Origin of the sequence: Hymenobacter mucosus (genome assembly GCF_900188255.1) — a bacterium.
GTDB classification, from domain to species: Bacteria; Bacteroidota; Bacteroidia; order Cytophagales; family Hymenobacteraceae; genus Hymenobacter; species Hymenobacter mucosus.
On the sequence record NZ_FZNS01000002.1, the window covers coordinates 686,676 to 708,767 of the forward strand.

At 56.3% G+C, this 22,092-nt stretch carries 21 protein-coding genes, 1 tRNA gene and 1 riboswitch; of the genes, 9 read left to right on the forward strand and 13 right to left on the reverse strand.

Translation table 11 applies throughout. From position 1 onward, the window contains the following. Positions 1-65: 65 nt before the first annotated feature. Positions 66-665, reverse strand: coding sequence for a DNA-3-methyladenine glycosylase (locus CHB83_RS06915; RefSeq protein WP_089332093.1), 600 nt, complete (start codon positions 663-665; stop codon positions 66-68). 102 nt (positions 666-767) lie between these two features. Then, a riboswitch (cobalamin riboswitch) is annotated at positions 768-994 on the forward strand. A 161-nt stretch (positions 995-1,155) separates the two neighbouring features. On the opposite strand from CHB83_RS06915, the gene CHB83_RS06920 reads away from it, so the two are divergent. Together CHB83_RS06920 and CHB83_RS06925 are read left to right on the forward strand one after the other, a co-directional pair. Further along, positions 1,156-3,132 carry a TonB-dependent receptor gene (locus CHB83_RS06920; protein WP_089332094.1) on the forward strand — a complete coding sequence of 659 codons (1,977 nt, stop codon included), beginning with the start codon at positions 1,156-1,158 and terminating at the stop codon, positions 3,130-3,132. A 31-nt stretch (positions 3,133-3,163) separates the two neighbouring features. Then, entirely contained in the window at positions 3,164-4,255 is a 1,092-nt protein-coding gene (locus CHB83_RS06925) for a YncE family protein (protein WP_045688419.1), read from the forward strand. A gap of 100 nt (positions 4,256-4,355) precedes the next feature. Here the strand turns inward: CHB83_RS06925 and CHB83_RS06930 are convergent, their stop codons facing one another. Continuing rightward, positions 4,356-4,631, reverse strand: a complete 276-nt coding sequence (locus tag CHB83_RS06930) for a hypothetical protein (RefSeq protein ID WP_045688418.1) — start codon at positions 4,629-4,631, stop codon at positions 4,356-4,358. Between the two features lie 565 nt (positions 4,632-5,196). On the opposite strand from CHB83_RS06930, the gene CHB83_RS06940 reads away from it, so the two are divergent. Together CHB83_RS06940 and CHB83_RS06945 are read left to right on the forward strand one after the other, a co-directional pair. Beyond that, the gene (locus CHB83_RS06940) at positions 5,197-5,769 is read left to right on the forward strand and encodes a helix-turn-helix domain-containing protein (protein WP_055562655.1); all 573 of its coding nucleotides are present in this window, start codon (positions 5,197-5,199) and stop codon (positions 5,767-5,769) included. A gap of 320 nt (positions 5,770-6,089) precedes the next feature. After that, a complete protein-coding gene (locus tag CHB83_RS06945; protein WP_089332148.1) occupies positions 6,090-8,381 on the forward strand; it encodes a B12-binding domain-containing radical SAM protein in 2,292 nt (763 codons plus the stop codon). Positions 8,382-8,411: 30 nt separating this feature from the next. Here the strand turns inward: CHB83_RS06945 and CHB83_RS06950 are convergent, their stop codons facing one another. The 4 genes from CHB83_RS06950 to CHB83_RS06965 form a co-directional block, all read right to left on the reverse strand. Continuing rightward, positions 8,412-9,554 carry a hypothetical protein gene (locus CHB83_RS06950; protein ID WP_089332096.1) on the reverse strand — a complete coding sequence of 381 codons (1,143 nt, stop codon included), beginning with the start codon at positions 9,552-9,554 and terminating at the stop codon, positions 8,412-8,414. 77 nt (positions 9,555-9,631) lie between these two features. After that, a complete protein-coding gene (locus CHB83_RS06955) occupies positions 9,632-10,168 on the reverse strand; it encodes a GNAT family N-acetyltransferase (RefSeq protein ID WP_045688414.1) in 537 nt (178 codons plus the stop codon). 39 nt (positions 10,169-10,207) lie between these two features. Further along, positions 10,208-10,450 carry a hypothetical protein gene (locus CHB83_RS06960; RefSeq protein WP_143437024.1) on the reverse strand — a complete coding sequence of 81 codons (243 nt, stop codon included), beginning with the start codon at positions 10,448-10,450 and terminating at the stop codon, positions 10,208-10,210. Between the two features lie 113 nt (positions 10,451-10,563). Then, the gene (locus CHB83_RS06965) at positions 10,564-10,812 is read right to left on the reverse strand and encodes an NAD(P)-dependent oxidoreductase (RefSeq protein ID WP_089332097.1); all 249 of its coding nucleotides are present in this window, start codon (positions 10,810-10,812) and stop codon (positions 10,564-10,566) included. Positions 10,813-10,897: 85 nt separating this feature from the next. Here CHB83_RS06965 and CHB83_RS06970 point away from each other — a divergent pair. Together CHB83_RS06970 and CHB83_RS06975 are read left to right on the forward strand one after the other, a co-directional pair. Next, positions 10,898-10,970, forward strand: a tRNA-Gly gene (locus CHB83_RS06970). 186 nt (positions 10,971-11,156) lie between these two features. Then, positions 11,157-11,465 (forward strand): hypothetical protein, encoded by a 309-nt coding sequence (locus CHB83_RS06975; protein WP_045688412.1) that lies wholly within the window; start codon positions 11,157-11,159, stop codon positions 11,463-11,465. A gap of 96 nt (positions 11,466-11,561) precedes the next feature. On the opposite strand, the gene uvrB is transcribed toward CHB83_RS06975, so the two are convergent. From uvrB to CHB83_RS07000, 5 genes are all read right to left on the reverse strand, one after another. Continuing rightward, positions 11,562-13,598 (reverse strand): excinuclease ABC subunit UvrB, encoded by a 2,037-nt coding sequence (gene uvrB, locus CHB83_RS06980; protein WP_089332098.1) that lies wholly within the window; start codon positions 13,596-13,598, stop codon positions 11,562-11,564. Between the two features lie 147 nt (positions 13,599-13,745). Then, positions 13,746-14,168: a hypothetical protein gene (locus CHB83_RS06985; RefSeq protein ID WP_045688410.1), complete on the reverse strand. Its 423-nt coding sequence runs from the start codon at positions 14,166-14,168 to the stop codon at positions 13,746-13,748. A gap of 46 nt (positions 14,169-14,214) precedes the next feature. After that, a complete protein-coding gene (locus tag CHB83_RS06990; RefSeq protein WP_052695189.1) occupies positions 14,215-14,580 on the reverse strand; it encodes a DUF6970 domain-containing protein in 366 nt (121 codons plus the stop codon). Positions 14,581-14,628: 48 nt separating this feature from the next. Continuing rightward, positions 14,629-16,290, reverse strand: coding sequence for a hypothetical protein (locus CHB83_RS06995; RefSeq protein WP_089332099.1), 1,662 nt, complete (start codon positions 16,288-16,290; stop codon positions 14,629-14,631). Beyond that, positions 16,271-16,855: an RNA polymerase sigma factor gene (locus tag CHB83_RS07000; protein WP_245855294.1), complete on the reverse strand. Its 585-nt coding sequence runs from the start codon at positions 16,853-16,855 to the stop codon at positions 16,271-16,273. The genes CHB83_RS06995 and CHB83_RS07000 overlap by 20 nt, the downstream gene beginning before the upstream one ends. Positions 16,856-17,369: 514 nt before the next feature. Here CHB83_RS07000 and wrbA point away from each other — a divergent pair. Then, positions 17,370-17,981, forward strand: a complete 612-nt coding sequence (wrbA, locus tag CHB83_RS07005; RefSeq protein ID WP_045688408.1) for an NAD(P)H:quinone oxidoreductase — start codon at positions 17,370-17,372, stop codon at positions 17,979-17,981. 110 nt (positions 17,982-18,091) lie between these two features. Here the strand turns inward: wrbA and CHB83_RS07010 are convergent, their stop codons facing one another. Both CHB83_RS07010 and CHB83_RS07015 read right to left on the reverse strand, forming a co-directional pair. Then, complete coding sequence (locus CHB83_RS07010; protein ID WP_089332100.1) at positions 18,092-18,826, reverse strand: LytR/AlgR family response regulator transcription factor; 735 nt, start codon at positions 18,824-18,826, stop codon at positions 18,092-18,094. Positions 18,827-18,877: 51 nt separating this feature from the next. Then, the gene (locus tag CHB83_RS07015; RefSeq protein ID WP_143437026.1) at positions 18,878-20,053 is read right to left on the reverse strand and encodes a sensor histidine kinase; all 1,176 of its coding nucleotides are present in this window, start codon (positions 20,051-20,053) and stop codon (positions 18,878-18,880) included. Positions 20,054-20,295: 242 nt separating this feature from the next. Here CHB83_RS07015 and CHB83_RS07020 point away from each other — a divergent pair, with 242 nt between their 5' ends. Further along, on the forward strand, positions 20,296-21,225 hold the full coding sequence (locus CHB83_RS07020) for an ABC transporter ATP-binding protein (protein WP_245855295.1): 930 nt from the start codon (positions 20,296-20,298) through the stop codon (positions 21,223-21,225). After that, on the forward strand, positions 21,222-22,052 hold the full coding sequence (locus tag CHB83_RS07025) for an ABC transporter permease (protein ID WP_089332102.1): 831 nt from the start codon (positions 21,222-21,224) through the stop codon (positions 22,050-22,052). The genes CHB83_RS07020 and CHB83_RS07025 overlap by 4 nt, the downstream gene beginning before the upstream one ends. Positions 22,053-22,092: the final 40 nt, after the last annotated feature.

Here is a 22,092-nt window from a genome sequence, read left to right on the forward strand (position 1 = left end):
CATCATCACTTTATAGACTGGGTCGAGGCGCTACCTACTGGCAGCACCTCGACCCAGTCTATTTTTTATTTGGCAGGGCTCGTCCAGGGGCTACCTATAATTCGGAAGCGCCACGGAAGGGCCGCGTCGGTACCGGCGTAGTCTATTCCTACTCGGGGAGAGGCTCTAATCTCAGTGTCAGGTACGGGAGCCCCTCGGTCTTCCAGCCACACAACGTCGCTGGTAAGGCTGGTGCCATAGAGGGCAGTAGTGATGCCTAGCGCCTGGGTCAGGAGCCCCGGCCCACCCGTCAGATTACGCTGCACAGAAGCCACGCCCCGCCGCAGCAGCATTTCCGGAATACCCTCCGTAGGCTCCAGCCCCCGAATGAGTACAGCATCAGCTTTACTGGCTTCGTTGGTGATAATGTTAAAGAGGGTGTAACGGCCGTAAATAAGGTAAGCGTAAGCCACTCCGCCAGGCTCATACATCACCTGAGTGCGGGACGTGTAGCGGCCCAAGTGCGAATGACACGCTTGGTCGTTAATATGGGCGTATGCTTCCGTTTCAACAATTCTACCGCCCGTAAGCACCCCGTCGATGCGTGTGAATAGATACTTACCTAGCAAGTCGCGGGCAATCTGAACGGGGTCAGGGCGGCGGTAGAACTCTATGGGGATTTTCATGGGAGCAGTTAAGCAAATCGGTAATGGATGGTGGTAGCTCGTGCCCCAAGGGCAAAAGCTACTCCTACCTACGGACTAGCTTGAAGCATAGGCGACATTGTGTATCTTTGCTAACGTAGAGGTGGCCAGACCCCGATTGTGGGGCGCGGCTGAAAAGGGAATCCGGTTAGAAGCCGGAGCTGTCCCCGCAACTGTACGCTTCAGAAGTTGGTGCGCCTCAGCTGCCACTGTTTCGATGATGGTTTCTTTCTAGTTGAAAGAAACTGGAGGAATGGGAAGGCGGCGCATCAGAAGCAAGCCAGGAGACCTGCCTTTGCAATTCCCATGTTCAGCGCCTTCGGAGGAAGGGCGGAGAACGAATGCAGTGGCTACCCCCCGCGGGCAGTTGATTTTTCTGTTTTCGGCCTCGGCTTTGGCTTTGGGCTCCGGTTTCGGAATCCACGGTTGAAGTTTTGAACTGACGTTTCCTACCCCGGAAATTTTGGTTCGGATGATTGAGTTTTGCGCAGGACAACTACCCACGGCTACCGTACTACGGGCCGGGTGGTGCCTACTATGGCTAAGCGGCAGCATGCTGGCGAGTAGCACAGTAGTGGCTCAGCGCGCTCCCGCCCGCCTCACCGATTCTATTCAGAGCTTACCCACTGTTCGGGTACAGGGTGTGCGTCCAAGCCGCTTTGCCGTGGGAAGCCGCGTCACTACTGTTCTCGATTCGACTACTATTCTCCCGACGGGTAGCACCTTGGCCGAGGCATTGGCTGCCCGCACCCCCTTGTACCTGAAGGAATACGGACCGGGACAATTGGCTTCTATTTCCATTCGTGGCACTTCGGCTCAGCACACGGCAGTGTTGTGGAATGGCTTCAACGTTATGCTGCCCACCCTGGGCCAAAGCGACTTTTCCCTTCTACCCCTTAGTGGCAACACCCGCGCCGACGTGCAACACGGCCCGGCAGGCGCTACCTACGGCACGGGCGCAGTAGGGGGCACCGTGCTTCTGTCGTCGCCGGTGGTGTGGGGAGCAGGCTTGCGCGGCACCGTGCAGTCAGATGCTGGCAGCTTTGGACTGCGGGCAGGTAGTGTAGAAGGAAGCTTTAGCAACCAGCGCCTGGCCGTACGCACGGCGGCTTCCTACCGCACAGCCGATAATGACTTCCTCTATTCCACCCGTGAAATAACGGGGCTGGTAAGCCGCCGCCAGGAAAATGCCGCGCAACGCCAATGGAGCCTAGCGCAGGACGTGACGTTGCGGGTAGGCCAGCGAGGCGAAGTGCAGGCTTCGGCGTGGCTAACAGACGCCGACCGTCAAATTCAACCTTCCATTGGCTCGGCCAATACGCATGCACGCGAGCAGGATAAAAGCCGCCGCCTGCTGGCTGGCTACCGGCACGTAACTAGCCGTCATGAGACTGGGGTGCGCGTGGCGTGGTTTGAGGATATACTCAACTACCGCAACGATGCCACCACTAGCAACTCGACGGTGCGCACCACCCAGGCCCAAGCCGACCATACCCGAAACTTTGGCAGCCGGGCCAGCCTGCGGGCAGGAGTAGAAGCCCAGCATTTTGCCGTGGCGCCGGAGCTTTACCGACGGGAAGTAACCGAAAACCGTTTCGCGGGCTACGTGCTGCTACGCTACGACCCGCGCCCGACCGTGCATCTGTCGGCTAACGTGCGTCAGGCGGTGCTCCCCGGCCGCCGGGTGCCGCTCACACCTACCCTGGGGGCTGAGTGGCAAGTGTGGCAAACCTCGGTCCAGCAGCTTACTCTCAAGGCCAGCACTTCCCGCAGCTACCGGGCCCCTACCCTAAACGAACGGTTCTGGCCCCAAGGAGGCGACCCAAACCTGCGGCCCGAAAGCGGCTATGGGTACGAAGGCGGGGTGCAACACTCCTTTATTCCTACCTCATCGCTGGCTCTGACCTCTGAGCTGACGGCTTATCATCAACTGGTAGACAACTGGGTGGAATGGACCTCTGACCCACGCACCGGCTACACCACGCCCCGCAACCTACGCCAAGTGCGCGCGCAAGGCATAGAGGCCAGTTCTCAGGCAGTTTGGAAGCATGCAGACTACCGGCTCAACGCCCGTGTCAGCTATGCCCTCACACAATCGGAGAAGACAAAGGGAGAAGCCGCCGACCAGCTAGCACCGGGCAAACAACTCGCCTATGTGCCTTTGCACACGGCTGCTTTCACTACTGATCATGCCTGGCACAACTGGCTACTCACAACGGCTCTGCGCTACACTGGTCACCGCTATATCTACTCGGCTAATGGGCAGTACTTGCCGGCCTACCTCCTGCTGAATGCTACCCTAGGCTACTCCGTCAAGCTCAGCCAAACCTTTGGGCTCTTAGTAGCGGCGCAGGGATTTAACCTCACCAACCGCGTGTACCAAGTATACGAAGCGCGTGCTATGCCCCCACGGTGGGGCAGCCTTAGCCTGCGCCTGACTTGGCACTAACCTCGACTTTTTCTTTTTCAACCTTTTTCTCATGCTACACGCATATCGCGCTTTCCCACGACTTACTACCCTTCTCGTTGCTAGCTTCGGGGCCTTGGCTTTCGCCAGCTGCGACTCGAACGACAATGAGTCGAGCCCCAAGTATAACCTTAACAAAGACGGCAGCAACGTATTTGTGCTGAACGAAGGCCAATATGGTACCCCCAACGGGGAAGTAAGCTTATTCAGCAAATCCAGCCGTACCCTTCTCGACAACAGCACATTTCATACGGTAAACCAACGCGACCTGGGTGACGTGGTGCAGTCTATGCTGGTGGTAGGTGAGCAAGGCTATATCGTACTCAACAACAGCAAGAAAGTAGAAGTAGTAAATCTGAAGACGTTTGCTTCGGTAGCTACCGTAAACGGCTTGGAACAGCCGCGCTATGCTGTGGCTGCGGCCACCAATAAAGTGTATATCAGCGAGTGGGTGAGCCTAGGCGGCGCCGGGCGCGTTTCAGTCCTCGACACCCGCACGAACATCATTACCAAGACCATTGCCGTTGGGCGCCAGCCCGAGCAGCTGTTGCTAGCTGGTGGCAAAGTATACGTGGCTAACTCCGACGAGAATACCGTCAGCGTTATCAACCCCAGCACCGACGCGGTAGAAGCTACTATAACAGTACAAGACGGACCGAGCAGCCTTGTGCAAGACCAGGCTGGCACCATCTGGGTGCTGTGTGGCGGCATCACGCGCTACGGCAATACGCCGCCTTACCCGGTACTGTCATCTACCCCAGCCAACCTGATTAAGCTGAATACAACCACGCCAGCGGCTTCGGTGGTGCTCCCGTTCGCGCGCGGCGGGGCCAGCAACCTCCGCCTCAATGGTGCCAAAACCAAGTTGTATTACCGCTACGCTGGCGCGGTGTACGAAATGAACACAACGGCAACTACTCTCCCTGCTACCCCGCTTATCCGGCGCAGCTTCTACGGCTTTGACGTGGACCCCGCCGATAACACCATTTACGGTTCCGTTGCTCCTTTCACCACTACCGGCAAATTCATCCGCTACCAAGCCACTGGAGCCGCCATCGACTCCTTCAATGTAGGCTTGCTGCCCAATGGTTTCGTGTTCTATTGATATGTTATTGAATCACTAGTTTAGTTGAATTACTATTCTATGGAAAAGGCCGGCTTCTAGGGGAGCCGGCCTTTTCTTTTTTAAAAAACTAGTAGTGCTTTTAGTCGGCAATACCGTCGCGGTTGCGGTCGGCAGCATCGCCCGAAGCTTCGTACTGCTGGCGGCCCGTAGGCATGGTATCCTGAGCTGTGGTCAGGCCAGCGGTAGTGGAGTCAGCGCCGGTATTGGCTTGCGGAACAGGGGCCATTTCTTTGTTAGAGCCGCGTTCCACGTTCGTGTCGCCGCTGTCGGTGCCAGTGCTGCAAGCGGTAGTGAAGGTAGCAGCTGACAGCAGTAACGCTCCGGCAGCCAGACGGAAGAAAGAGAAGGTTTTCATGAGGACAGAAGGAGCTAGAAAGAAAAACTATTCTGCTGTACGGCTGACCTCCCGGCTGGTTTTTGCGTATCAGTAATCTGTGCTTATTTCTGGTATCCACAACCACACTTTACCGTCTGCACTCATGCCTGCACATTACGCTACTGCTACCCTGCCTTTCGTACCAGACTGCCTTGTAAAGCAACAGACCTGATATATTTGTTGCCTATCGTTGGCTGCTCATGAATCGTTCTTCCTCTCCACTTGTCGCCTACCAACCGCTACTGCGGCGCACAGGCTTTCTGGCTGCAATAAGCTTAGTTCTAGCGTTTGCTTTAGTAGCCTATCTGTTCGGAGTTCAGGATCAATTCTTCAGCCGCCTCTTCCGCGCTTTTTTCGTATTTTTCTGGCTACTGGCAGTTACCTTTTTTGGGGTAGTGCCATTTGTACAATGGGCGGCTGGCAGCTGGTTTGGTAAAGCCTGGGCCGACGCTCCTCAGCAACCGGCCCGGCGCCCTCGGCCAGTTACACCTTCTACCCGTAAACCCACGCGGACCGCTACGCGGTTGGACTCAACTAATCACCCGTGAAAACGACGCTTCTCCACATCAAAAACATGGTTTGCCCACGCTGCATTGATGCCGTGCGCAGCCTCCTCGAACAAGCTGGCTATCATCCCACCGATGTGCAGCTTGGTCAGGCCCAACTCGACCAAAGCACCCCTGCTGATCCTATTTCTGTAGCGCCTTTGCTGCGGGAGGCCGGTTTTGACGTGTTGATGGGCCGCGGTGAACAACTCACTGAGCAAATTAAAAGCGCCCTGGTAGAATATTTGGAGCACCTGCGTACTGCTCGTATGCCCCTTACTACTTCGGCCTTCCTCACCGACCGGTTTGCCGCTACCTACTCCCACCTCAGCAAGGTGTTTTCTCGAACAGCAAATCTGACCATTGAGAAATACCTCATTCGCCTCAAAATTGAGCGTGTAAAAGAAATGCTGAGCTACAACGAAATGACGCTTAGCGAAATAGCTGAACATATGCGCTATAGCAGCGGCCAGCACCTCAGCAACCAGTTCCGCCAAGTAACAGGACGCTCAGTAAGCGAATTCCGCCGTGATTTGCTCCCCAAGCGCTTGTCGCTAGATCAACTAGCCTAGCCACCTTAATGCAGCCGATTTGGAGCTTCTCCGGATGGTAGCTGGTAAATTATATTTTTTAAAAGCGGGGTTGAATGACTGCACACGTTGCGTCTTCAACCCCGCTTTTTTGCGCGGTAGCCTAAGTAGCTTTAGGGGTCTTGCCTCCGTACATTACCACAAAATTGGGTAAGGAAAGCGTGTTCCCTACTCGTAAGCGGTAGGTAAGTGTGTTGGATCGAGGCTACAGGTGAGTGCCCGCATTTACTACCGTAGGGGATACCGGGTGGCAGAGGTTATCTTTGCGGCACCTTTGCTGTACGTCTGTGGTTGTTGCTGCCGTGTCTACTCTTCGCATCCTGCTCATTACTCCGCCGCTCACGCAGCTCAATACGCCTTATCCGGCCACGGCCTACATTAAGGGCTTTTTGAGAGGCCGAGGATACGCCATCACGCAAGCCGACTTGGGACTAGAGCTAGTGCTAAAGCTGTTTTCGGCGGAAGGCCTCACGCGAGTATTTGCCGAAATTGAAGCGGGCGATTTTTCCTTAAGCGACAATACTCGCCGGATGCTACGCCTGCGAGACAGCTACTTGCGCACCATTGGTCCCGTTATTCGCTTTCTGCAAAACAAGGACACGACGCTTTCGTCGCGCATCTGCCACAGCCGGTTCCTACCCGAAGCCAGCCGGTTCGACAACGTAGCTGACCTAGAAAGCGCGTTCGGTACTATGGGCCTTACCGACCAAGCGCGCCACTTGGCTACCCTCTATTTAGAGGACCTGGGCGACCTAATTAAGGAAACGGTAGGGCCACAATTTGGCTTTTCGCGGTACGCCGAGAAACTGGCTATGTCGGCTACTACGTTTGATGGCTTGCACGAGGCACTGCAAGCAACTCCCAATTTGCTGGACCGCATGCTGCTGGAGTTGCTGGATGAGCGGATGGATCAAGTGCAGCCCGACGTGGTAGGATTTACGGTGCCTTTCCCTGGCAATCTATATGGGGCTCTGCGGTTGGCCGGGCGCGTCAAAGAAATCAACCCAGGCACTAAAACACTCATGGGTGGCGGCTACCCTAATACTGAGTTGCGCCAGCTCCGGGAGCCGCGCTTTTTTGACTACATCGATTACCTGACATTGGACGATGGCGAGGGTCCTTGGCTGCGGCTGCTTGAGTACCTGGAGCAAGAACGAGGCAGCTACGCTTCTGCTCAGCCAGCTTATGCTGCTGTGCTGCCAGAAGTATTGGCAGCAACTCAATACTCCCCCAGCGCAGTAGCGGCCGACGTGCAGCTTGCCGCTGCTTTACCGCTGCAGCGGACATTTTTGCGCAACCATGCGGGCGAAGTAGAATACATTAATCAGCCCTTTGCCGATATTCCGCATCCAGAAGTAGGCACGCCCGACTATTCCGACTTACCGCTAACCGAGTATCTGTCGGTGATTGAGGTGCTGAACCCCATGCACCGCCTCTGGAGCGACGGGCGTTGGAACAAGCTTACCGTTGCCCACGGGTGCTACTGGAAGCGTTGCTCCTTTTGCGACGTGACCCTCGATTATATCTCGCGCTACGAAACGGCTCCCAGCACTCTACTCGTCGACCGTATAGAGCAAATCATTGCGCAAACGGGCCAAACTGGTTTTCACTTCGTAGACGAAGCCGCTCCTCCCCTTGCCCTCCGCGACTTGGCCATTGAACTGCTACAGCGGCGAGTGAGCATCACATGGTGGGGCAATATTCGCTTCGAGAAAACCTTTACCCCAGACTTGTGCCGTTTGCTGGCCGCATCGGGCTGCATAGCCGTGAGCGGCGGGCTAGAAGTAGCCTCCGACCGCCTACTGGGGTTGATGGAGAAGGGCGTCACCATTGCGCAGGTAGCTCGCGTAACCGATGGGTTCACTCAGGCCGGAATTATGGTGCACGCCTACCTCATGTATGGCTTCCCCACCGAAACAGCCCAGGAAACCGTTGATTCGCTGGAAGTAGTGCGCCAACTGTTTGGGGCCGGCATTGTGCAGAGTGGGTATTGGCACCGGTTTTCTATGACGGCTCATTCGCCGGTAGGAAAAAACCCCGCCAAGTACCAAGTAGTGGCCGTAGGTCCGGAGCCGGGCCCGTTTGCCTGGAACGACCTGTGGCACGAAGACCCTACTGGCGCTAACCACGAGAAGTTTGGGCCTGGCCTTGCCAAGGCCCTCTACAACTACATGCACGGCGTGGCACTAGATGAGCCGCTGAGCTTCTGGTTTGACTTCAAAACGCCCCGTACTACCGTTGCTCGCCACCTCATCCAGCAAGCGTTGCAAGAACCTGGCAAAGCCGATATTGCCAAGCAACACCAACGCCTGTTTTGGCTAGGCAACTCCCCAGAGCTACGGTACGAAGAAGGCCGCAAGGGCCGTCGAGCCATCTTAACCTTCTTCGAGCAAGCAGAAGACTTTGAGGTGAACGTGCCAGTAGTATTGGGGCCTTGGCTCCACCAGCTGCTTACGCGGCTTACCGAGGACTATAACACGAAGCTCACGTTGAAAGAAGTAGCAAGTTCTTTTCCGGCAGGCCAAGCTTTCGAGCAATTCGTGGTGTCGCCCACGTGGCAGCTGCTACGCGAAAAGGGGTTGCTTTTGCTGTAGCAATGCGCTGTGGTAGCTAGTCTGTGCTCCTTATTGATTTACGCTCTTCAGCCACGCTAGTACCCCCTCCCAGTAATTGGGAGCCGGACGAGGCCACTGCCACTGACCATCTTCACTAGCCCGGCCAGGCAGCACAAACGTGGAGGAAACCTGTGGAATAGTACGCACTTGCATAGCACCCTTGTTACCCAAGGCTGTCCGTAGCCGACGGGAGCTTTCCTGTACATTGACGCTGGTATCAAGTGCGGCATAGATTCCGAGGGTAGACAAGTGCTGCTCGCCCAGTACTCGGTACTGGCGAGCTTCAGCCGCAGTAGTAGCTGGGGCAGCTTCCAGCACTACGAAAGCCGCTTGGGGTTGGCTGGTAGCAGCGGCTAAGGCCACTGCTGAAGATGCCACCCCACTTCCCCAAATGCCCACACGGCTGGAGTCTACCCCGGTTTGGGTGCGTAGCAACGTGAGGGCAGCGCTTGCCACTTGAGTAGCCACCGAATCAGTGCCCGCAGCCACAGGCGATGGAGCTGTTACGGGTACTACTACCGTCACGTATCCTTGACGGGCCAGGCGAGCTGCTTGCGTCGTGGCTCTGGCGGTGGCTGCCAGGGGAGGTACCAAAGCAATAGCGGGGTGCTTGGCTAGCGTGTCGTCCGGAAAAAGTATGGCGAGTGGCTGCGAATACCCAGGTAGCCCAAGCCGAACCGATTGCTCACGGTACCCCCGCGAAGCTGCATCGCCCCGGCGCACCCATACAAAATCAGTACGCAGGCTGTCCCAAGTCAACACGCCTCGCAAAAAGTCTCCTTCCCGCACCGCCTGTATACTGATGCCGCCGTTAGCGTGGGCATGTTGCTCTATTCGCAGTTGGGGCTCTTGATAGCGCAATTGGGCCGCCGCAAATTCTAGCCCAGGCATAGTAGGGAAGCTGACATCGGCCTGTAACTGGCCGGGAGTAACCTCACGGAGGTCTAGCGCCACCCGCACTTCTGTACCTAGGTAGCTAATGGGACCTTCGTAGTGGCCCGTAGGTAGCGGTATGGTAGTGGCATCTCGGGTAGCATCCGACGAGCAGGCAGCTAACACCAGCGCGACTACCACTAGCCAAGGTTGCCAGCGGTTTGCTAACGCAGCGGTTGCGAAGTTTGCAGATTGGTTGTACCCGGCGGCTGATTTCAAGGACAACTAGCTTTGATGAAGACCAAACAAAGGTAAGGGCACAAGTTGAATAGAGCCGGGCAGCCGCTTGCTACTTATTACAGCCCCTTACGCAGGATCAGATCGTTCTGCTTGTCTTCTCCCAGCATGAACGTATGTTCCCCAATGATTTTGAACCCAAAACGCTGGTAGAATGCAAGGGCGTGCTGATTTTTTTCCCATACCCCCAGTACTACCGCCCGGCTTCCCTGCTGTCGGGCCTCCTCAATAGCCCGGCGCATAAGTGCAGCTCCTAAGCCAGTACCTATCCAGTCTTCTTCTACGTAGAGGCGGGCAACCTCCAAGCGTAGCTCCGGCGTTTTGCCCGGTTCTAGTCCCAGAGTAGACTGTAAATCCAGCTTGGCGTAGCCCACTACCTCCTGCACCATTTGGGCGAGCAGAAAAACGACATTGGGGTCTTGCAACTCAGCCAGTTGAATTTCAGGACTGAACGTAGCTGCTAGGTAAGCCTCCATATCTTCGGGCCTGTTTTGAGCAGCAAATGTATCGTGAAAGGTACGACGACCTATTTCGGCAAGCTGAGCGGCAGTAGCGGCCGTGCGTTTTGCCACCGTAATGCGGAGCGGAGAAGACATACAAGCAAATAAAACTCAAAGGTAGCAGGCCCAGCCTAGCTAATCGATGGTATGGTTGCCGGTTCGCTCACGCCAGCCGTAGCGTAGCATCAAAACGGCCGTTACCAGCATAACCAAACTCAGAATAAGTCTTGTAGAATTGATGGCTGCTTCGCCGAGCCGCTGAAACTCGTAGTAAATGATAGTGAGGCGCAATCCTACACCTATCAGCAACAAAGTGCCCGAAAGTAAAAACAACATTCCAACGAGGCGGCGTGTGGCAGGAGGAAGCGGCCAAGGCATACGGTGCAGCAGGTAAGTAGGTGAGACCGGTAGTAGCCGGATGGGAAACTTAGTAGGAAATATTAACGGCTTTCTCCACAAAAACGTCGGTGGTGAGTTGGCGCAACATAAAATCAGCAACGTCGGCACGTGCAGTTTTGATTCGTCCCTAAAGCTGATAAGATGACGTCGTGCCCGGCTATTACTGCTGCTACCTGGGCCGGTTCGTGCACGTTACCTTGTACAATCTTCAGCCGCTGATGTTGCATCTGTAGCTTAGCGGGGTTACGCACAAAAGCCGTTACATCGAACTGCTGATCTAGAGCTTGTTGCACCAATTCCCGGCCAGTGCCACCAGTACCTCCAAACATAAGAAGCTGCATAAGGCGGATTGAAATACAGGTACAGTCCGTTACGCAAATAGATTGTAAATTGATTTTGTCGGTGTATTTTTGTTTCACCAGCCCCGCGAGAGTAGCTCAGTTGGTAGAGCATCAGCTTCCCAAGCTGAGGGTCGCGAGTTCGAACCTCGTTTCTCGCTCAGTATGAATTGGCCACTTGCTTTTCGTAGCAAGTGGCCTTTTTGTTGGTTATTAATCGTTGGCTCTGGGCGTTGAGCCTTCTTGGTTTGACTACGGGATAACATAACGGCTACTTACTCCGTTAGAGGCGAATTAATTTACTGCTAAGCTTAGCAGTATCTGTTCACGCTCTAATCCTTCTTTCCATGAAAAAGATCCTCGCCTTTGCCGTCCTGTGTGTAGCTGGTATTTCGGCTGCTACTGCTCAAACCACCCAGAGCACTACCACAACCACGACTCAGCCACAGACGACTACCGTGCAGCCAGCACCTGCTACTACGGGCACCATTAACTCTACTACCACGACGACTACCACCGACCCTGCCACTACCACAGTAGGTACGCAGTCGGGCACAGGTGTTTCACAAGGCACAATGAACACGAATACCCCGACCAACGTGAAAGCCAAAGACAAGCGTCGCAAGTCGAAAGTAAAAGCTAACCCTAACGACTAAGTTAGCTGAGAGGCCAAAGAAAAGGCCGGCCGCACAGTGTGCGGCCGGCCTTTTCTTTGGCCTCTCAGCTAACTTATACTTGCAGCACTAAATTGGCTAGTCGCGCTTGGTTTTGAGCACTTGCTTCAGGGCAGCCAGTTCATCGCGGAGTTTGGCAGCGGTTAGGAAGTCAAGGTCTTTGGCAGCAGCTTCCATTTGCTTTTCCGTTTGCTTAATTAGCTTCTCCAGGTCTGGCTTGCTCATGACGGATACTACGGGCTCGGCGGCAATAGCCAGGGTCACATCATCGGAAGGGCCAGCATACCCTTGGGGTTCCGTGATGCGGTAGTCCGACAACGAGGTTTGCTCCATAATGGCTTCGCGGGATTTGCGCACGGTACGCGGCGTGATGTTGTGCTCCTCGTTGTAGGAAATCTGTGTAGCGCGGCGGCGATTTGTTTCGTCAATGGCCCGCTGCATGGAACCCGTAATACGGTCGGCGTACATAATAACCTTGCCCCGGTCATTACGCGCGGCGCGGCCCATGGTCTGGATAAGGCTGCGCTGGTCACGCAAGAAGCCTTCCTTATCAGCGTCAAGAATGGCTACCAGGCTCACCTCAGGCAAGTCGAGTCCTTCCCGGAGCAGGTTCACGCCAATGAGTACGTCAATTTCGCCGAGGCGAAGCTGCCGCAGAATTTCTACCCGGTCCAAAGTTTTTACATCGGAGTGCACGTAGCTCGACTTGATACCGAGGCGCTCCATGTATTTCTGCAGCTCCTCGGCCATGCGCTTGGTCAGAGTAGTCACCAGCACCCGATCACCTTGCTTCACGCGGTTGTCTACTTCGTCCAGCAGGTCGTCAATTTGATTGATGCTGGGTCGGATGTCGATTTCCGGGTCAAGCAGGCCAGTAGGCCGAATGATCTGTTCTACTACTACCCCATTGGCTTGGGTTAATTCATAGTCGGCCGGGGTAGCCGATACAAACACGGCCTGCCGGTACATGCTTTCAAACTCATTGAACGTTAGGGGGCGGTTGTCGAAAGCAGAAGGTAAGCGGAAGCCGTACTCAATAAGGGCAGCCTTGCGGCTCCGGTCGCCACCCCACATAGCCCGAATCTGAGGCATAGTAGCGTGGCTCTCGTCCACTACAAGTAGGAAGTCATCGGGAAAGTAGTCGAGTAGGCAGAAGGGACGCGAGCCGGGCTGGCGGCCGTCGAAGTAGCGCGAGTAGTTCTCGATGCCGGAGCAGTAGCCTAGCTCGCGAATCATTTCCAAGTCAAATTCCGTGCGCTCCATGATGCGTTTGGCCTCAGAATCGCGTCCCTCTTTTTCGAAGTAGGCGTGCTGCTGCACCATGTCGTACTGAATTTCCTTGATTGCCTGGTTCAGGGTGTCTTTGCCCGTCACAAACAAGTTGGCCGGGTAGAGGGTCACTGACTTTTCGTCGCCGAGCTTTTTGCCGCTGGCTGGGTCAATCTTATGGATGGCTTCTATCTCGTCGCCGTAAAAGAAGATACGGTACGCGTGGTCGGCATAGGCCGGAAACAGGTCTACAGTGTCGCCCTTCACACGGAAGGTACCGCGCGTGAATTCTGCTTCGGTGCGGGAGTACAGAATCTGCACAAAGGAATACAGCAAGTTGTTGCGCGAGTACCGCAGGCCCGGCGCCAGGTAAATCACGTTTTTGCCGAACTCTTCTGGATTGCCAATGCCGTAGATGCACGAGACGGAAGCTACTACAATTACATCGCGCCGCCCACTCAGGAGCGTGGAGGTGCAGTGCAGCCGCAGCTTCTCAATCTCTTGGTTGATGGCCAAATCTTTCTCAATAAAGACGTCGGTGCTGGCAATGTAGGCCTCGGGCTGGTAGTAGTCGTAGTAACTGATGTAGTACTCGACGGCGTTGTTGGGGAAGAACTGCTTGAACTCGCCGTAAAGTTGGGCCGCCAGCGTTTTGTTGTGGCACAGCACAAGGGCGGGCCGGCCTGTTTCGGCAATAACGTTGGCCATTGTAAAGGTTTTGCCCGTGCCCGTGGCCCCAAGCAGCACCTGCGCCGGCTCACCATTGTTCACACCCTCTACCAGTTGGGCAATGGCCTGGGGCTGGTCGCCGGTGGGTTTGAATTCTGAGGTCAGTTGATATTGCATGCAGGAAGAGAAGGTATGACGAAACCGCCTGGATCATCGGTCAACAGGCCAGCCTAGGATAACTGCATTAGCAAAGTGTAGGTTTCTTGGGAAACAAAAAAACCTGCCCGCGATGCGGACAGGTGTTGCGCAACCACTACCTCCTAGCTAGCGTGGAGTAAGGCGTAACGTAGCCGTTGAGGGCTTACTAGCGGTAGCAGCACTTGGATACGGATCGACGGAAGCTAACACAAGCCAGTACGGCACGGCCTCTATTACCACGGCGGCTGAGTCATTCTGGCAAGCGCCTAGGCACAGCGAGGTAAGTTGTGCGTCTCCGGTTGCACCCCGCAATTCCACCTCGGCCAAAGCTTGCCCTTGCCAAATGCACTGCATGTTGGTGGGGCAACGCGAATCAGAAAGCTTGGCGACTCGCAGCAGCACCGATTTACCAGCGGTTTTAACAGTAGCACTCTGACTAGCCCGGAGTTTTACTGTGCCATCGATGACAGGCGTGACGTCGTTTTTTTGGCATTGCACTAGGCCCAACGCAGCCCAGAAAAGCACAAGGACTAGTAACGTTTTCATCATCTAGCAGATCTTAGAACAACGAAGCAGAACAAGCTCCTTGCTTAGGTTAACGAGGGTCGCGCCAGACTAGTACAGGGTTGGTTGCGGCAGCAGCAAAGTCGCTGCATCGGCCGTCGCCTTGGTTGGCGGTACCGCCGCTGGCCGCACACAGTATGTTGCCGCACCCGTCGAATAAGTAGTTGTAGTTGTTGCAGCAGCCCCCCGTAACAAGGTACACCGTTTGGCCGTGGTAAGTGTACTGGGTTACTTCGGCAGCGGGCGTCTGCTTGGGCTTTTGTTGGAGCTGTTCAATTAGGGTATTAGAAAAATTAGCGGGACAGGCATTATTACCCAGGGAATCTAACTCACTGCTGCAGGCAACCATACTGGTCCATAGCAGTAGCAGCCCCAGGAGGCTAAGAAGGCGGTTCATGATATGTTGAAAAGCGAAATCAACTCTGAATATAGCGCGTAAAATAACTTAGTGAATGGGTGCTACAGGCCGGTTGGCACCAAATTCTACGCTTGCCTCAATTCCTACACTATATGGGCGGCTTTGATTTCTCATTGACTGCGCGGGTCGCGCATTCATGGTGTTAAAACCCGCATCAGCAGTAGGCCCTACCGACACGCTCCAGGAAGCCGCTGCCGGCTGGTAGCGCATGCCCGCTCCGCCGCGCCCAGAAACCAACACTTGGCGGTAGGGAGATTCGGCGGTAGTGAGGGTATAGGTGCGGGTAGCTTCTGGAGCACCGCCCAGCTCTGAGCGGCTACCTAGCAGCAGGTTTACGGCAGCTCCTACTTTGGCGTAAAGCGATACACCCGGCCGGCTAGAGGCATAGCGCACCTCCACCGGAATACCCGCCGTACGGTAGCGGTACGTAGTAGTACGCGCTGCCTGTGGAGCCCGCGAAGCGAAGCTAGGCCGAGGGCTAAAAAGGGCATTAGCAGCGGTGAGACCTACTTGCTTGCCATCAACAAAGCCGTAGGAAGTAGCTGAAGTGGCACGTTGCTCGGCTACCTCAGCTCCCGTGCGTACACTCAACTTGCGGTTTAGCGCATAATCTACAGTAACGGCGAGACGCTGGCTAAGACCTGCCCGCAAGTTGCGACGGTACTCCGTTTCGGCGTCTTCTTGGTAGTAGTCGTTCAAGGCCAGCGTGAGCGGATCCGCCTTTATTCTACCGTCTGCCTGGGAGAAGTTGATATTAGGATTGTAGGCACCGGCACTATAGCTGCCCCCTACACGCAGGCGGTGCCACAGCTTGGTGGGTTGCTTTTCTTCTACCGTGGGTTCGTTAGCAGCCAACATAGCTCTCTTCATGGCCGGCATTGCCAGCAACGAAGGCTTCAGTGTATCGGGTAGGCGCAAGCCAAGGGCACTGCGGAGGCGAGCCTGCAGAGCCGCCAAGCCCGAAGCTTCTTCTGAACCCAAGCCTGTTGTGGAGGCCAATCCTGTTGAGTTGGAGGTCAAGGAAAACGTAGAGGCCATAGAAGCACCAAAAGCACCACCCGCCCCGCTTTGAGAGCCTGCCCTGTAGCCAGTGCCCCCACGAGAACCCCAGTACTCGGCGGAAGCAACAGTAGTAGCACCAGTACCGATTTCCATGCCGGCAGCCTGACCCATTGCGGCCCGCGCCGTTTGGTAGGCGTCTGCTAGCGTTTCCGACAGGCTACGGTCGGCGGCGCCTGCTCTTGTCCTATTGGGAGTAGTAGTGGCTTGGGCATAAGCCGACCCCGCGGAGCCACCTTCTAGCAGACCATCTGGCGCTACGGCCGTACCGGAAGCAGTTCGGCTAGCCTGGGACAACATACCGTTGGCAGCGCCACGTCCAGCAGTGCTTGGAGCAGGGTAGTTGGCCGCTATTTCTTCTGATTGGCTGGAGCCGAACTGGCGTAGTGCTGCCCAGCCACCAAACCCGAGAGCGAGCAACAAGCAAGCAGCCGCTACCCAGCGGTGTACCACTAGGCGCCGGCGGAACGTGTTGTTTTGCTCGGACACCATTTCTAGGTCGAGTTGTTCCCAAAGGTTGCTGCGCGGAGCTACCTCGGCCTCCGCAAAGGTTTGCTGGAACAGATATTCCAGGTCACCGGTGGGGCGCGGGTCTTGGGGAGTAGGAGTGTTAGGAGCGGAAGCTGCCATGCGTGCGTTGAGCGTCAATACGCTCTAATTTACTTTTCAAAATAGCCCGTGCGCGGGAGTACTGTGATTTGCTGGTGCCTTCAGAAATACCCAGCATGTCGCCGATTTCCTTATGCCCATACCCCTCGATAGCAAACAGGTTGAACACCATGCGGTAGCGCGGTGCCAGGTCCTGAATCATACCTAGCAGCTCTTCAAAATTGTAATTCGATAGGGTAAACTCTTCACCTGCCAAGTCTTCCGGATACTCACCTCCGTCGCTTACCGCCACTAGGGGGGCGTTGCGGCGGTGCTGGCGCAGGGCGGCATTCACCATGATGCGGCGAATCCAGAACTCCAACGGGCACTCCCGGCGGAAGTTCCCAAGGCTCTTGAATACGGTTAGGAATCCATCCTGCAGCACGTCTTCCGCCTCGAAAGTGGTTTGCGCATAGCGCATACACACGGCCATCATACGGCCAGCAAAACGTTCGTAGAGGTATTTCTGCATCAGGCGGCTGCCAGCTAAGCAGCCGTCAATCAGCTCCGAATCGGAGAGCTGCGAAGGCGGGGTAAGAGTACGCACAGGAGCGGATGACGACGAGGATAGGGAATCCGGGCGGGCAGCAGCGGCCCCTCCGCTACCGGGTAGTAGGCTGCGTAGCCCACCCCCAGCTCCCAAAGCAGCCGATAAAGTGCTCATTGGGCACGCCGACCCAGCTGGCCGGTGGTTAGTCGCTCACAAACGGCCCGCCCCTCTCTCGGAGACTCAGTACCGCTACCGTAAGGATGCTGCATACGCTGCAAAAAGTTGAATAACACGCTTATAATAAAAGCCATTTCCTGGAGGCAGGTAAGCGGCTTCACAGGTAAGAGGGCAGCAAGGCCAACAGAGGTTGCACAAGCCTAAAAAAAACATGAGCCACTGCTCATTTTTTATTATCAATCAATCTATTACTTCTAAAAATACAGAAAAGAATAAGTAACCTAGCGAGTTGAATGTACATACACACATCAGGCGCAACCTCCGCTGTCACGCCGCGTAGGTGTAGGCGCGGCTGGTCCCCAGCTATTAGTCTTCTTTCACTTTACCCCATCCCATGAAAACGCTCATCCTGTTTTACTCAACCTATGGTCATGTCTACAAACTGGCAGAGGCTGTGGCCGAAGGTGCACGCCAAGTAGCCGGCAACGAGGTAACCATTAAGCGAGTACCCGAGACGCTGTCGCAGGCCATTTTGGACCAAACCGGCGCTACTCAAGCACAGAAGGCTTTTGAGCACATTCCCGTAGCTACCCCAAATGAACTGGCCGAATACGACGCAATCATCTTTGGTACGCCTACGCGCTACGGCAACCTGTGCGGACAGATGCAGGCGTTTATGGACAGCACCGGCGGTTTATGGGCCAAAGGCGCACTGGTTGGTAAGGTTGGAGGCGCTTTCGTGAGCACCGCTACCCAGCACGGTGGCCAGGAAACTACCCTGCGCGCTTTTCACACGGAGCTGCTCCACCACGGTTTTGTGATAGTAGGCCTGCCCTATGCTTGGCAGGGCCAGATGGGCCATGAGGATGTAACGGGTGGCACGCCGTATGGCGCCAGCACCGTGGCTGGTGGCCAGGGTGAGCGGCAGCCGAGCGAGAACGAACTGGAAGGCGCCCGTTTCCAGGGCCGTCATACCGCTGAAATTGCTAGCAAACTCGCGAAGTAATCAGCTTCATAGGTCTCACTACACAGAGAAGGACGCTTCTCCTACCCCACGACTCCCAGGAGCGTTGGGTGGGAAGAGCGTCCTTCTCTTATTGTATCGGCCAGACCAACTCAGAGTTGGTTATAGGCACGAATGAGGTTGGTGAAGGCTTCCCGGTAAGTGTCGCCGATGGGCAGCAGGCGCCCCGCTACCTGCACCTTGCCGCGTTCTACGTGTTCAATACGGCTGAGGGCCACCAGAAATGACTTATGGATGCGAGCAAACCGCTCGGGAGGCAGCACCTCTTCCACCCGCCGAAACGACTGTAGCGTGAGCACCTTGCCCGACGTGGTATAAATCATAAGGTATTCCTTCATGCCTTCGATGTACAGAATATCATCGAAGGCGACGCGCTGCAAGCGGTGTTCGTTTTTCACGAACATGGCATCGGGGGCAGTGGGCGTGGCATCGGCTGGGGCAACTGCGGGCGGAGCCCCTACTGACCCAACGGCGGGTAGCTGGTGCCGCACCTTTTGCACGGCTTGCATAAACCGTTCGAAGGCAATGGGCTTGAGCAGGTAGTCGGCCGCGTTCAGCTCGTAGCTACGCACGGCGTACTGGTCGTAGGCAGTGGTGAAAATGATGCGAGGCCCCGGCTTAGGCAGCAGTTGTGCCAGTTGCACCCCCGTGAGACGGGGCATGTGAATATCCAGAAAAACGATATCAACGGGGTTATCCTGCAGAAACGCTAGCCCAGCCAGTGCATCATCAAACTGACCTTTCAGTTCTAGCCCCGGCACCTGGGCACAGTAGTCGGCCAAGAGGTCTAAGGCCAGAGGCTCATCATCAAGGATAGCGCAGGTCATGAGGGCAGCAAGGCTAAAGTGATACAGGGAGTTACGGAGGCAAGCAGCGGTTTAGCTCAACAAGGTAAGCGTAACGACGTGTTGGCCGGGAGTACTCTGCACGTCCAATACGTAGCGGTTGGGGTAGAGCAGTGCCAAGCGGCGGCGCAAATTGCTGAGGCCTACCCCACCCGGCTGCTCAGGCAGCTGACGCAACTCATCGGGGGGCGCCACGTGATTCAGCACCCGAAAAGTGAGGCGGCCGCTTGGCTGCAAGACAAGGGAAATGTGCACCGCCACCGGGCGGGCCGCTAAGTCGCCGTGCTTGAAGGCATTTTCTACCAGCGGCAGCAAGAGCAGCGGGGCAATGGGGTGGGCGCAGTCGGGGGAGGTACTTTCACTATCAAAGCGAATGGCATCGGGGGCGGACGCAGGCAGACGGAGGCGCTGCAAGTCCAGAAAGGATTGTAAATGGGCCAACTCCTGGCTGAGGGGCACGGTATCGGTGCTGCTTTCGTACAGCAGGTAGCGCATGATTTCGGAGAGGCGCAGCACCGCTTCGGGCGCCTTGTCCGACTTCCGGCTCGTAAGCGAATAGATATTATTGAGCGTGTTGAAGAGAAAGTGCGGGTTAATTTGGGTTTTGAGCATGGCTAGCTCCGTGAGCAACTGCTGATGCTCTAGCTCCCGGCGGTTGCGCAGGCCACCCAGGTAGTCGCCGGTCACGCGAAGGCCCGAACTGAAAAAAATGGTCATCAGGCCCATGATACCATAGGGAATTATCATTTCCAGGGCCTGACCTTTTGCTCGCACATCTTCCGCAGCACCGCCTACTACCCAGGATGCGCCAAAGCGCAAGGGTATATACACAAGAAGCAGCAGCACTACACCTCCGATATACGGCCCGAGCCGCCCCCGTCCCAGCGTGCGTGGTATCAGGAGCACCCAGTTAGTATAGAATACGCTAGCCGAAAGCAAGTCGGTGAGCAGGGCCCGCAGCAGTAGCATTTCCTGGGGCTGGCGGTTTTTGGGGTTGGCCTGGTTGTAGAATAGCATGAGGCCGTCTAGCAGAAACAGCACACCCCAGAACAGGATGTGCACCCACAGAGGCACCGATGCTACCTCATCGGTGCGCGGCCACCAGTCGAGCCGGGAAAAGGCGCGCAAACGGGCGCGCCGACTGCGAGTAGGCGACGGAGCCACATCTGCAGCGGCGCTAGTTGAGCTAGAAGGCAAGACAGTTTCCACGCTGGAAGATACCACGCACCGCCCCTATCTGTTGCTGGGTTTCAACCAACACCCCAGCCCAGCGCACCAACGGCAGTTGCATGGGCCTGAAACTAAGATGGCTACCCCACAGAGCCCCGCAAACCGTGTTCGGTACCCGAAAGAGGGCTTTGTAGCACCGCCCCGGCGGGTTGGTTGAATACTCACCAGTAGGTATAGGGGAGCCAGTAGGTTTGCGCCGTTCCCACTGTTCTTTCTGCGCTATGACAACAACACCGCTCCTGCTGGAAACCCAAGGCCTCCACTTCCGCTTCGGCAAACGCGCTATTCTACAAGACATTAACTTGCAGGTGGCGCCGGGTAGCATCTACGGATTTCTGGGCCCGAACGGAGCCGGTAAAAGCACGACCATGCGCCTGCTCCTGGGGTTGTTGCGGCCGGCGGCAGGCCGCATTCAGCTATTTGGGCACGACCTAGCCCAGCACCGGGTGGCCCTGTTGAGTCGGGTAGGTGCGCTCATCGAAAATCCCTCCCTCTACGACCACCTCACGGGCCGCGAGAATGTGGACGTCACGCGCCGGCTGCACGGCGTATCACCCGCGCGCACGGCAGAAGTTCTGGAAATTGTGGGCCTGACAAATTCCGCCAATCGGCCGGCCAAGGAGTACTCCTTGGGCATGCGCCAACGCCTCGGATTGGCCCTGGCCCTGCTCCCCGACCCGGACCTTCTTCTTCTCGACGAGCCGACCAACGGGCTTGACCCCAATGGCATTATGGAGATGCGCGGGCTGCTGCAACGGCTACGGCAGGAACACGGCAAAACCATTCTGCTATCAAGCCATCTTATCAGTGAGATTGAGAAAGTAGCTACCCACGTAGGTGTCATTCAGCAGGGCCGGCTGGTGTTTCAGGGCCGGCTACCGGAGCTGCAGCAACTACACGCCGGTAGGGCCCAGGTGATGCTGGAAACCGCCAGCGCCGATACGTGCCGGAACTTGCTACCACACCTGCTGGGTGGGGCCATGCTAACGGGAGCCAGCACGCTGCAGCTACCCTTCACTTCGCAGAACCAAGTAGCAACCCTGGCCGAGGCGCTGGTAGCGGCGGGCCAACCTATCTACAGCCTGCGGGCGGAGCAACCCAGCCTCGAAGACACCTTCCTTCACCTCACCGAAACCAGCGCCGCCCTATGAGCACTGCCCTCGCTCCTTCGTTTGCCTTGCCCGCTGCCCCAGGCCTCCTCACTCAACTCCACCGCTGCTTGACGGCCGACTACCAGAAGCTACGCCGCACCGTGGCCTTGTGGCTTGCAGTAGGTGGCGGTGCCCTACCCGTCCTGCTGAACTTCTGCATCTTCTACTCGAAAGGGCAGTACATCATAAAGCCGGGGCAAAACCCGTGGCCCCAGTACGTGAGCATGAGTTGGCAAACCTCCTCTATTCTTCTGCTGCCCCTTTTCATGGTGCTGCTAACCGGTTTGCTAACCAATGTGGAACACCGAGCCAGTGGCTGGAAACACGTGCATGCCCTACCTGTTGGGCGCTGGGCAGTGTATAGTAGCAAGCTGCTGATCCTGCTGCAACTTACGCTGCTGGCCGAAACGCTCTACGTAGTACTGCTCCTAGGTGCGGGCGGGCTGCTGGGCTGGCTGCGACCGGGCCTGGGCTTCCAGGCCAACCATCCTGATCTATTACCCGTGGCCACCATGCTGGGGCACACCTTCATAGCCACCCTGGGCATGCTAGGTGTGCAATACGTAGCGGCCTTGTGGTGGCGAGGTATGGTAGGCCCGCTAGGGTTAGGTATTGCGGGCATCGTCACGGGGCTCACACTGCTACGCTGGGAACACATTGACTTGATTCCATACGCCGCCACTACCCGCGTACTTGGTGCCTTAGGGGGCAAAGGTACCTTAACTGTGAACCCCCACATGATGCCCGCCGAGTGGTACAGCTTGGCCTGGTTTGCTGGCTCCCTGCTACTAGGGTACTGGCTATTGCGCATGCGTCGCGCCGATTAATCTCCCGTTTCTGGCCCTGAACTGCAACCTACCCCATTGT

Bases quoted from the DNA above. Each gene is read 5' to 3' on its own strand.
- CHB83_RS06915 (WP_089332093.1), bottom strand. From the start codon at position 665: ATGAAAATCCCCATAGAGTTCTACCGCCGCCCTGACCCCGTTCAGATT.
- CHB83_RS06920 (WP_089332094.1), top strand. From the start codon at position 1,156: ATGATTGAGTTTTGCGCAGGACAACTACCCACGGCTACCGTACTACGG.
- CHB83_RS06925 (WP_045688419.1), top strand. From the start codon at position 3,164: ATGCTACACGCATATCGCGCTTTCCCACGACTTACTACCCTTCTCGTT.
- CHB83_RS06930 (WP_045688418.1), bottom strand. From the start codon at position 4,631: ATGAAAACCTTCTCTTTCTTCCGTCTGGCTGCCGGAGCGTTACTGCTG.
- CHB83_RS06955 (WP_045688414.1), bottom strand. From the start codon at position 10,168: ATGTCTTCTCCGCTCCGCATTACGGTGGCAAAACGCACGGCCGCTACT.
- CHB83_RS06960 (WP_143437024.1), bottom strand. From the start codon at position 10,450: ATGCCTTGGCCGCTTCCTCCTGCCACACGCCGCCTCGTTGGAATGTTG.
- CHB83_RS06965 (WP_089332097.1), bottom strand. From the start codon at position 10,812: ATGCAGCTTCTTATGTTTGGAGGTACTGGTGGCACTGGCCGGGAATTG.
- CHB83_RS06975 (WP_045688412.1), top strand. From the start codon at position 11,157: ATGAAAAAGATCCTCGCCTTTGCCGTCCTGTGTGTAGCTGGTATTTCG.
- uvrB (WP_089332098.1), bottom strand. From the start codon at position 13,598: ATGCAATATCAACTGACCTCAGAATTCAAACCCACCGGCGACCAGCCC.
- CHB83_RS06985 (WP_045688410.1), bottom strand. From the start codon at position 14,168: ATGATGAAAACGTTACTAGTCCTTGTGCTTTTCTGGGCTGCGTTGGGC.
- CHB83_RS06990 (WP_052695189.1), bottom strand. From the start codon at position 14,580: ATGAACCGCCTTCTTAGCCTCCTGGGGCTGCTACTGCTATGGACCAGT.
- CHB83_RS06995 (WP_089332099.1), bottom strand. From the start codon at position 16,290: ATGGCAGCTTCCGCTCCTAACACTCCTACTCCCCAAGACCCGCGCCCC.
- wrbA (WP_045688408.1), top strand. From the start codon at position 17,370: ATGAAAACGCTCATCCTGTTTTACTCAACCTATGGTCATGTCTACAAA.
- CHB83_RS07010 (WP_089332100.1), bottom strand. From the start codon at position 18,826: ATGACCTGCGCTATCCTTGATGATGAGCCTCTGGCCTTAGACCTCTTG.
- CHB83_RS07020 (WP_245855295.1), top strand. From the start codon at position 20,296: ATGACAACAACACCGCTCCTGCTGGAAACCCAAGGCCTCCACTTCCGC.
- CHB83_RS07025 (WP_089332102.1), top strand. From the start codon at position 21,222: ATGAGCACTGCCCTCGCTCCTTCGTTTGCCTTGCCCGCTGCCCCAGGC.